12 protein-coding genes are annotated in these 8,719 nt (G+C 75.9%); 3 read left to right on the plus strand and 9 right to left on the minus strand.

Annotation, left to right across the window (positions count from 1 at the left end; translation table 11 throughout):
• Positions 1–143 precede the first annotated feature (143 nt).
• The 3 genes from ACFY07_RS12585 (at position 144) to ACFY07_RS12595 (ending at position 3,964) form a co-directional block, all read left to right on the plus strand.
• Positions 144–1,649 carry a DHA2 family efflux MFS transporter permease subunit gene (locus tag ACFY07_RS12585; protein ID WP_390868730.1) on the plus strand — a complete coding sequence of 502 codons (1,506 nt, stop codon included), beginning with the start codon at positions 144–146 and terminating at the stop codon, positions 1,647–1,649.
• A gap of 372 nt (positions 1,650–2,021) precedes the next feature.
• Positions 2,022–2,744, plus strand: a complete 723-nt coding sequence (locus tag ACFY07_RS12590) for a histone protein (RefSeq protein WP_390868640.1) — start codon at positions 2,022–2,024, stop codon at positions 2,742–2,744.
• A gap of 5 nt (positions 2,745–2,749) precedes the next feature.
• Positions 2,750–3,964: an SRPBCC family protein gene (locus ACFY07_RS12595; protein ID WP_390868641.1), complete on the plus strand. Its 1,215-nt coding sequence runs from the start codon at positions 2,750–2,752 to the stop codon at positions 3,962–3,964.
• A gap of 73 nt (positions 3,965–4,037) precedes the next feature.
• On the opposite strand, the gene ACFY07_RS12600 is transcribed toward ACFY07_RS12595, so the two are convergent.
• From ACFY07_RS12600 to ACFY07_RS12640, 9 genes are all read right to left on the minus strand, one after another.
• Positions 4,038–4,316, minus strand: coding sequence for a gas vesicle protein K (locus ACFY07_RS12600; RefSeq protein ID WP_230747335.1), 279 nt, complete (start codon positions 4,314–4,316; stop codon positions 4,038–4,040).
• Complete coding sequence (locus ACFY07_RS12605; RefSeq protein WP_390868642.1) at positions 4,313–4,543, minus strand: gas vesicle protein; 231 nt, start codon at positions 4,541–4,543, stop codon at positions 4,313–4,315. The genes ACFY07_RS12600 and ACFY07_RS12605 overlap by 4 nt, the downstream gene beginning before the upstream one ends.
• A 3-nt stretch (positions 4,544–4,546) precedes the next feature.
• Positions 4,547–5,416 (minus strand): GvpL/GvpF family gas vesicle protein, encoded by an 870-nt coding sequence (locus ACFY07_RS12610; RefSeq protein WP_390868643.1) that lies wholly within the window; start codon positions 5,414–5,416, stop codon positions 4,547–4,549.
• On the minus strand, positions 5,413–5,829 hold the full coding sequence (locus ACFY07_RS12615; protein ID WP_390868644.1) for a gas vesicle protein: 417 nt from the start codon (positions 5,827–5,829) through the stop codon (positions 5,413–5,415). Before ACFY07_RS12615 ends, ACFY07_RS12610 begins: the two co-directional genes overlap by 4 nt.
• Positions 5,826–6,089, minus strand: a complete 264-nt coding sequence (locus ACFY07_RS12620) for a gas vesicle protein GvpG (protein WP_230747332.1) — start codon at positions 6,087–6,089, stop codon at positions 5,826–5,828. Before ACFY07_RS12620 ends, ACFY07_RS12615 begins: the two co-directional genes overlap by 4 nt.
• A gap of 124 nt (positions 6,090–6,213) precedes the next feature.
• Positions 6,214–7,035, minus strand: coding sequence for a GvpL/GvpF family gas vesicle protein (locus ACFY07_RS12625; protein ID WP_390868645.1), 822 nt, complete (start codon positions 7,033–7,035; stop codon positions 6,214–6,216).
• Positions 7,032–7,493 (minus strand): gas vesicle protein GvpJ, encoded by a 462-nt coding sequence (gene gvpJ, locus ACFY07_RS12630; RefSeq protein ID WP_390868646.1) that lies wholly within the window; start codon positions 7,491–7,493, stop codon positions 7,032–7,034. Before gvpJ ends, ACFY07_RS12625 begins: the two co-directional genes overlap by 4 nt.
• Before the next feature lie 80 nt (positions 7,494–7,573).
• Positions 7,574–7,945: a gas vesicle protein gene (locus tag ACFY07_RS12635; RefSeq protein ID WP_390868647.1), complete on the minus strand. Its 372-nt coding sequence runs from the start codon at positions 7,943–7,945 to the stop codon at positions 7,574–7,576.
• Between the two features lie 320 nt (positions 7,946–8,265).
• The gene (locus ACFY07_RS12640; RefSeq protein WP_390868648.1) at positions 8,266–8,481 is read right to left on the minus strand and encodes a DUF6480 family protein; all 216 of its coding nucleotides are present in this window, start codon (positions 8,479–8,481) and stop codon (positions 8,266–8,268) included.
• Between the last annotated feature and the right edge of the window lie 238 nt (positions 8,482–8,719).

Consider the following 8,719-nt stretch of genomic DNA (forward strand, 5'->3'; position numbering starts at 1 on the left):
TCCCGCGGCGACCGGCCCGTGCGTGCACCTCGGCGCATCCCGCCGCCCCCGTGCGGCGGAACCCCCAGCGGAACCTTCAGCCGACCCGAAGCCGACCCGCAGCCGACCCCCCTCCCTGGAGCCCTCTCGCCATGACCAGCCACATGTCGCAGCGCACGCCCGCCGGGGCCACCGCGCTCAGGGAAGCCGACCAGCCGCCCAGCCGCCGCTGGTGGATCCTCGCCGTCGTCGGACTCGCCCAGCTGATGGTCGTCCTCGACGCCACGATCGTGAACATCGCGCTGCCCTCCGCCCAGCGCGACCTCGGCTTCTCCGACGCCGACCGGCAGTGGATCGTCACCGCCTACTCCCTGGCCTTCGGCAGCCTGCTGCTGCTCGGCGGACGCCTCGCCGACCTGGTCGGCCGCAAGCGGGTGTTCCTCGTCGGCGTGGTCGGCTTCGCCGCCGCCTCCGCGCTCGCCGGGGCCGCCGGCAGCTTCACCCTCCTCGTCAGCGGCCGCGCCCTGCAGGGCCTCTTCGGCGCGCTCCTCGCCCCGGCCGCGCTGTCCCTGCTCAACACCACCTTCACCGACGCCCGCGAGCGGGCCAAGGCGTTCGGCGTCTACGGCGCCATCGCCGGCACCGGGGGCGCCATCGGCCTCCTGCTCGGCGGCCTGCTCACCGAGCACCTCAGCTGGCGCTGGACCCTGTACGTCAACCTCGTCTTCGCCGCCCTCGCCCTCACCGGCGGCGTGCTGCTGCTCCAGCGCAGCCGTCGCAACCGCGAGGCCACGCTGGACATCCCCGGCACCGTGCTCGTCTCCGCCGGCCTCTTCGGCGTCGTGTACGGCCTGTCCAACGCCGAGTCGCACGGCTGGTCCTCGCCGATGACGTGGGGCTTCCTCGCCGGCGGCGCCCTGCTCGTCGCCGCCTTCGCGCTCCGGCAGACCCGCGCCCCGCACCCGCTGCTGCCGCCGCGCATCGTCCTGGACCGCGACCGCGGGGCCTCCTTCGCCGCCGTCATGGTCGCCGCCTCCGGCATGTTCGGCGTCTTCCTCTTCCTGACGTACTACCTCCAGGCCACGCTGCACTACACCCCCGTGAAGACCGGCCTCGCCTTCCTGCCCATGATCGCCGCACTCATGGTCTCGGCCCAGGTCGCGACCAACCTCTCCGTCCCCCGCCTGGGCGCCAAGGCCGCCGTCCCCGCGGGCATGGCGCTCGCCGCCGCCGGCATGGTCTGGCTCACCGGCATCGGCCTCACCACCTCGTACGCCACCCACGTGCTGCCGCCGCTGCTCGTCCTCGGCCTCGGACTCGGCCACGTGCTGCCGCCCGCCATGAGCCAGGCGACCGCCCGCGTCGCCCCCGCCGACGCGGGCGCGGCCTCCGCCACCGTCAACACCATGCAGCAGGTCGGCGGCTCCATCGGCACCGCCCTGCTCAACACCCTCGCCACCAGCGCCGCCACCGCCTACCTCGCGAGCCGCGTCCCCAGCCCCGCCACCCTCGCGCAGGCGCAGCTGCACAGCTACACGACGGCCTTCTGGTGGTCCGCCGGCATCTTCACCCTCGGCCTGGTCGTCACCGGACTCCTGTACCGGCGGCCCTCGGCCGCACTGCCGCAGCAGCGGACCGAGGAGGCGCACGCCCCGGTCGTCCACATCTGACCCGCTCCGGGTGCCCCGGCGGCCCCGCGTCCCCCGATCCGGGGGCGCGGGGCCGTCCCGTTCCCCGGGGTCCGGGCCCCGCCCGCGCCGCCACCCGAGGTGCGGCCCCCGTCCCCCGGGTGGAGCATGGGAGGAGAGGACTCTGACACGCCGCCACCCCCGGTGCGGCCCCGGCGGACCGGTCTCCGGACCCGACGCGCCGCCGACCGTGCACGGCCGGGACCGGGCGGACCGGCGCGGTACGCGCGCCCCGCAGCGGCTCCGCCGTTCCCGCAGACGACCGCACCTCTCCCGTGCGGCCCCTCCACGCGCTACGGAACCACCCTCACGCGGACCCGGCCCGCGCGGCCGGGCGCCAGATGGGACACCGTCATGAAGAACACCACACTTGCCGCCGGCCTGGCCGCGGGCTACGTGCTCGGCCGCTTCCACAAGACCCGCTGGGTCCTCGCACTCGCCGGGATGGCTGCGGGCAGGAAGCTCGGGCAGTCCGCCGGGCCCGGAGCGCTGGCGGGGGACCTCCTGAAGTCCTCGCCGCAGGTCGAGCAGCTCGTCGGTGTCGTCCGCGGCCAGGTCGTCGAGGCGGGCAAGAAGGCCGCGATGGCCGCCGCCACCCGCCAGGTGGAGAGCCTCAGCGACCGCCTCCAGGAGCGCGCCGACCTCCTGCGGGCCGGGAAGAAGCCCGCCGAGGAGGAAGAGGAGTACGAGGAGGAGCCGGAGGAGTACGAGGAGGAAGAGGAGCCGGAGGAGGAAGAGGGCGCCGAGGCCGAGGAGGAGGAACCCGAGGAGGAAGAGGAGCCGGAGGAGGAAGAGGGCGCCGAGGCCGAGGAGGAGCCTGAGGAGGAGCCCGAGGAGGAAGAGGAGGAGCCCGAGCGGGCGCCCAAGGCGCGCCGCGGCAGGCGCGGGGCCGGGCGTGAGGCCGAGGGGGAGGGCGCCGGCGGTCCGGCCAGGAAGGGCGCCGCCAAGAAGGCCGTCGCCAAGAAGGCGGCCGCGAAGAAGGCGGCGGCCAAGAAGGCCGAGCCGCGCAAGGCGGCGGCGAAGAAGACCGCCGGCCGTACGGCCAAGAAGACCGCCGCGTCCCGGCGCGGGAGGTGACGGCCGTGGCGGAGGGCGAGAAGAGCGGCGCGTCCGGCGGACTGGGCCGGATCGCCGAGGAGCTGCCGACCGACCGCCTGCGTGAGCAGGCCCAGAACGTCATGTCCGCCCTCGGGGAGCGGGCGGTCTCCGCGGTGACCGACAGGATGGGGGGCGTCACCGACCGCCTCACCGAATATGCGGAGAACGCCGACAACCCGGGTCTGAAGGCCGCGCTCAGGGGCGGCAAGAGCATCGCCGAGGGCAAGTCGCCGCTGCGGGCCGCCCTGGGGGCCGGGGCGGGCGGTATCAAGGACAAGGTCAAGCAGGCCTTCGGGGGCGGGGGCGGCGGCGGGGGGAAGGGCGGAGGCGGCAAGAAGGTGAAGGTGACGAACATCGTCGAGGACATCGACGTCGGCGTCCCGCTGCGTGTCGCCTACAACCAGTGGACGGAGTTCGGGCAGTTCTCCGAGTTCATGAAGAAGGTGGAGGGCGTCAACCACGAGTCCGACGAGAAGGCGACCTGGAAGGCGCAGATCTTCTGGTCCCACCGCACCTGGAAGGCGACCATCGTCGACCAGGTCCCGGACGAGCGGATCGTCTGGCGGTCCGAGGGCCCGAAGGGCCACGTGGACGGCGCCGTCACCTTCCACGAGGTCACCCCGAACCTGACGAGGATCCTGGTGGTCCTGGAGTACCACCCCCAGGGCCTCTTCGAGCGCACGGGCAACATCTGGCGCGCCCAGGGCCGGCGGGCCCGCCTGGAGCTCAAGCACTTCCGGCGGCACGTCATGACGAAGACCCTGCTCAACCCCGACGAGGTCGAGGGCTGGCGCGGGGAGATCCGGGACAGCGAGGTCGTCAAGTCCCACGAGGACGCCCTCGAGGAGGAGAAGCAGGAGCACGAGGAGGGCGAGGAACCCGAGGAGGGCGAGGAGCCGGAGGAAGGCGCGGAAGGCGCAGAGGGCGAGGAGCCCGAGGAGGGCGAGGAGCCCGAGGAGGGGGAGGAGGGCGAGGAGCCCGAGGACGAGTACGAGGAGGGCGAGGAGGAAGAGGAGCCCGAGGAGGGCGAGGAGGAGCCCGAGGACGAGTACGAGGAGGGCGAGGAGTCCGAGGAAGGGGAGGAGGAAGAGGAGGAGCCCGAGGAGGAGGAAGAGGAGGAGCCCGAGGAGGAAGAGGAGGAGCCCGAGGAGGAGCCCGCGAGGCGTCCGAGGCGGCGGTCCGCCGCCAGGAGCCGCTGAGGGCCGGGCGGCGGTGCCGCCCGGGGCGGGCCGGCCGGGACGGCGGTGTGCGGGACGGGCGGCCGGTCCGGCCTCAGCTGTTCGGGAGCAGGGTTCCGAGCGGCCCGAGGTCGAGGTTCAGGTCCTCCATTCGCAGGCCGTGCGCGTCGCACAGCTCCCGCATCCGCCGCTCCAGCATCATCAGCGTCAGGCCGATCCGCTCCACCTGGTCGTCGGTCAGGTCCCCCTCGTCGACCCGCCGGACGGCCTGACGCTCCATCAGCTGCCGCAGCAGCTCGACCACGGTGAGGACCAGCGCGACCAGGTCGCGCCCGACCGACTCCTCGTCGACGTCCAGCCGGGACGTGCTCACAGCGGCCCCCCGTCCATCCAGGGCGCGGGCACGCGCCTGCTCACGGAGGAGAGCAGCGCGTGCAGCGACAGGCGGACCAGGGGGACCTCCGCGATGGCGATCACGATGTCGCCGCTGATCACGACCCCGGTGGCGAGCACCCGGTCCAGCAGGTCCACCAGCGGTACGCCGATCGGCGCGAGGCCGGGGTCGGACGCGTCCCAGGGCACCGGGTCGGCGACCCCCATCGGCTACGCCTCCCCCGCGAACGAGTACGGCACCCACGGCCCGGACGTCTCGATGTCGACCCCGGCCCCCGCCCGTCCGCGCAGCTCCTCCACGGCCGCCGCGATCCGGTCCGCGCCGGACTCGGGCAGCAGGTAGGCGGCGTTGAGGACCTGGGTGCGCCGCTCCCCGGAGGCGCCGGGGCCGTGCGGCCGCAGCCTGCGGGCGGCGACCGCCAGTGCGGAGAGCGCGGCGTGCACCTCCTCGGCGGTCCGCAGGGCGGAGGACCGGCCCTCCTCCCGGGCCCGCTGGACCCCGCGCATCCGTTCCAGGTAGGCGCGCCCGGCACCGGGGGCGTCCGGTCCGGGGGCCCCGCCGGCCGGGACGCCGGGCCGCGTCCCGGCGGCGTCCGGCCGTGCGTACACCTTGACGCCCCACTCCACGCGGCCCCCGACGCGCTCCAGGGCGGCCCGGAAGCGTCCGGCGTCGGCGGTCAGGGCGGCCCTGGCCCGCTCGTCCCCGAGGTAGAGGGTCGCCAGCGCCATGGGCACCGTCGGTCCGCAGGCCGCGGCCGCGGTGACCACCGCGTGGTGGGCGCGCGCGCAGCGCTCCAGCTCGCCGGGGTCGGAGAGCCGCTCGGTCAGCGCCTCGCGCCCGAAGAGGGCCGCGGGCACGTCCTGGACGACGGCGGTGAGTCCGGCGAAGGCGAGCGGGCGCACCGGGGCGGCGGACAGTCCCGCCGCCCCGGCGAGGTCCTCCGCCCCGTAGGCGCGGCCGACGGCGAAGACCCAGGTCGCCACGGTGCGGTCCGGACGGTCGTGTGCAGTGGCCGGACCGTCCTGCGCGGCGGCCGGACGGTCGTGTGCGGTGGCCGGTGCCGGTGCGGTGTCCGTCATCGCCTCGGGTACTCCCTCTTCCTCGTCCTCAGCCGGAGCGGCGGGAGCCCGTCCTCGCCGTCCGGGTCGTCGGAGCCGTCCTCCAGCGCCTCCAGCAGCTCCACGCGCTCCCGCAGCCTCCGGTTCTCCTCCAGCAGTTCGCTGCGCGCGGCGCGGGAGGACATCGCGGCGTCGGTCTCCCACCAGTCGATGCCGGCCTTCTTCGCGGTGTCCACCGAGGCGATGAACAGCCGCAGCCGGATGGTGAGCAGTTCGATGTCGAGCAGGTCGACCTTGATGTCGCCCGCGATGACGATCCCCTTGTCGAGGATGCGTTCCAGGAGGTCGGCGAGGTTGGTGGCGGACGGGCCGGGGACGGGGTGCTCCGACCACACCTCGACGCCGCCCCCCGGGCCGCCCCGGCCGCCGTTCACCGCCCCACCGCCCCGGGCGGCCGGACCATGCCGGGCTGCCGCCCCTCCAGCAGGTCGAGGAGGCGGTCCTCCTCCTTCTCGAACTCCTCCATGCCGATCTCCCCGTCCTCCAGTGCCTGGTTCAGCGCGGCGAGCCGGGCCCGCAGCACCGTCGGGTCGCGGACCTCGCACGCGGCGGCCTCCACGGCCCGGTCGGCCACCCAGACCACACCGCGGACGGGGGCGAGCGGCAGGCAGAGGATCCCGGTCAGCAGTCCCACACCGTCCTCCTCACGCGGTCCTCCTCCTGTCGTCCTCCGCACGCCGCACCCCTGCCGGACCGCCGCTGCCGCTCCGTTGCTGCCGGACGGCCGCGGCCGGACCGCCGGTCCGGGGCCGCCGCCGTCAGACCGCCGCCCCGGCTGCCGACGACGGCTCGTGCGCCGCGAAGCTGTAGCAGGGCAGCGGCCCGACCGCCCTCAGTTCGGCCCGGTCGCGGTACGCCGCGGCCAGCCGGTCCGCCGCCGACAGGAAGCCGGCCGCCGCCTCCCGCCGCACCAGGAACGAGACGTTGCGGACGCACCCGGCGACGTCGGGCCCCGGGACCGCCGCCTCGGCCAGCGCCGCCAGCTCGCGGACCGCCCGGTCCGCGGCCTCCGCCGCCCGGCGCGCCAGGGCCTCGGACACCGCCTCGCCCAGCCGGAGGTTCGCTTCGTAGCCCGGACGGCGGCGCGCCTCCTCCCGGAGCCTGCGCACCTTCGGCTCCTCGGTGACCAGCGCCGCGAGGGCGTCGGAGGCGGGGAGCGCCTTGAGGTTCATCTCGACCCGCCCGTCCAGCCGTTCCAGCGCCGCCAGGTGGGCCTCGCGCCCGGTGGCGAGCTGGTCGCGCACCACGTCCTCGTCGCGCGCGACCATGCCGAAGCGCATGGGCAGGACGGCGCCCTCCTCCGCCAGTGCCAGCAGCAGCTCCTGATGCGTCATCAGGTCGCGGCGCCGGGGGCGGACCCGTTCGGGGGCGTCGGCGACGACCGCCGCCAGCGGCCCCTCCCGCAGCATCCGGACCCCGACCGGCAGCGGACGGCCGCCGGACCTCCCCGCCGCGCCGGACCTCCCCGCCGCCCCGGACCGCCTCCCCGCGCCCGGCCCGCCCTCCGCGGCCGACCTCCTCCCCGGGCCGCCCCGGCCGGCCCGGACGATCGCGTAGACGTAGACCCCGTGGCCGCTCACCGGGCGGCCGCCGCGGTGCGCTTGCGGGGACGGTCGGAGGAGGACGAGGAGGAGGCGCGGCGGCGCGGGCGGTCGTCAGGCTCGGGTTCGCGCTCGTCCTCGTCCTCGTCCCCGCCGGAGAAGGCCTTCCGCACCGTGTCGCCCACGGACGAGACGGCCTTCTTCACCTTGCGCTTGCCGACCTTCTTGGCCGCCTGTCCGCTGAACAGCTCGGGGACGGTCGCGCTCCGGGTGTCGTGCTCCAGGTCGAGGCGGTTGCAGGCCTCGGCGAACCGCAGGTAGGTGTCGACGCTCGCCACGACGATGCGGACGTCTATCTTCAGGATCTCGATGCCCACGAGGGACACCCGCACGAACACGTCGATGACCATGCCGCGGTCGAGGATGAGTTCCAGTGTGTCGTACAGCGTGCCCGTGCGGGGGACGCACACGACCTCGTCGGTGTAGGTGGTGCTCATGGGTGGGGCGTCCTCTCAGGTCGTTCACGCGGGGGCGGGCCCGGACCGGGTCCGGTGCGGACCCGGCGGCGTGGAGGCGGTCACGAGTCGGCTGCACCCCTGCGGTACCGGTGGACCCTGCGGTACCCGACGAGCTCCCCGTCGCGGTCCAACTGCACCTCGTAGGTCGCCAGCAGGCTGGTCGTGTCCGGGATGCGGGGGAGTTCCAGCATGTCGACGGCGACGCACCAGCCGTCCTCGGTGCGCTCGATGCCGGAGACGCCCTCGACGCGGTGGCGGATGAGCTCCTCCAGGGCGCCGCACGCGTTGCGGGCCGCCTCCGCAGGGCCGACGCCCGGACGGCGGGCCGGCCGTGCGGCGGTCTTGGCCGAGGTCCTGCCTGCAGCCCTGTCCGCCGTCTTCTCCGTGCTCTTCGCCGCGGGACGGGGGCGCGGTCGGCTCTGCTCTGCCATGCGGTCAGTCTTGGCAGGGCTCCCGCCGGGCCGCACCCCGGGCAGGGCCGGATGGCGGTCCTCCCGTGGACCGTCCGGGGGACCTGCGGCGGAGACGCCCGGGAGGGTGCGCCGCGGTCGGGGCGGGCGGGGCCTGCTCCCGGGCGTCCCCCCCCCGGCCTCCCGGCCGCCGGCCCGGCGGGGACGCGGCCCGGGGGAACACGGCCGGCGGGAACGCTGCCTGCGGGAACGCGGCCGGACAGCAGGGCGGCGCCGGTCGGCGCACCCCCACGGGTGCGCCGACCGGCGCCGCCGGTGGCCGGGTCCGGGTGCGGCCGGGGTCAGAACGCGGCGATGCGTGCCGCGAAGAAGCCGATCACCACGATCACGAGGAGGCCGATGATGACGAGCGGCCAGCGGCCGCTCCACGCGTTGTGCAGGGCCGGCGACTCCGGTGTCGAGATCCCGGCCGTCGTGCTGCTCTCGCACTCGGGGGTCTCGGCCGGCGGTACCAGGGCCGGCGGGGTGCGGTGCGCGGCGTGCTGCAGGTCGGTCATGACGCCTCCCGGTGGTTCCGCCTTCCACCGTACGTCCGCCGTACCCGGCGCGCGCGGGCGGCGCGGCCGCCCCCGCCCGCGGCTCCTGCCCGGCTCCTGCCCGGCCCGTGCCTGCGGCTCCCGCCCGGGCGGGGGGGGGGGGGGGGGGCCGGGCCCCCCCCCCCCCCCCCCCCCCCGCGCCGCCCCGCCCCCCGCCCGCGGGGGGCGGGCCCGGGGGGGGGCCGGGGCGGCGCCCGGC

This window comes from Streptomyces sp. NPDC001380 (assembly GCF_042895785.1).
Classification (GTDB): Bacteria; Actinomycetota; Actinomycetes; order Streptomycetales; family Streptomycetaceae; genus Peterkaempfera.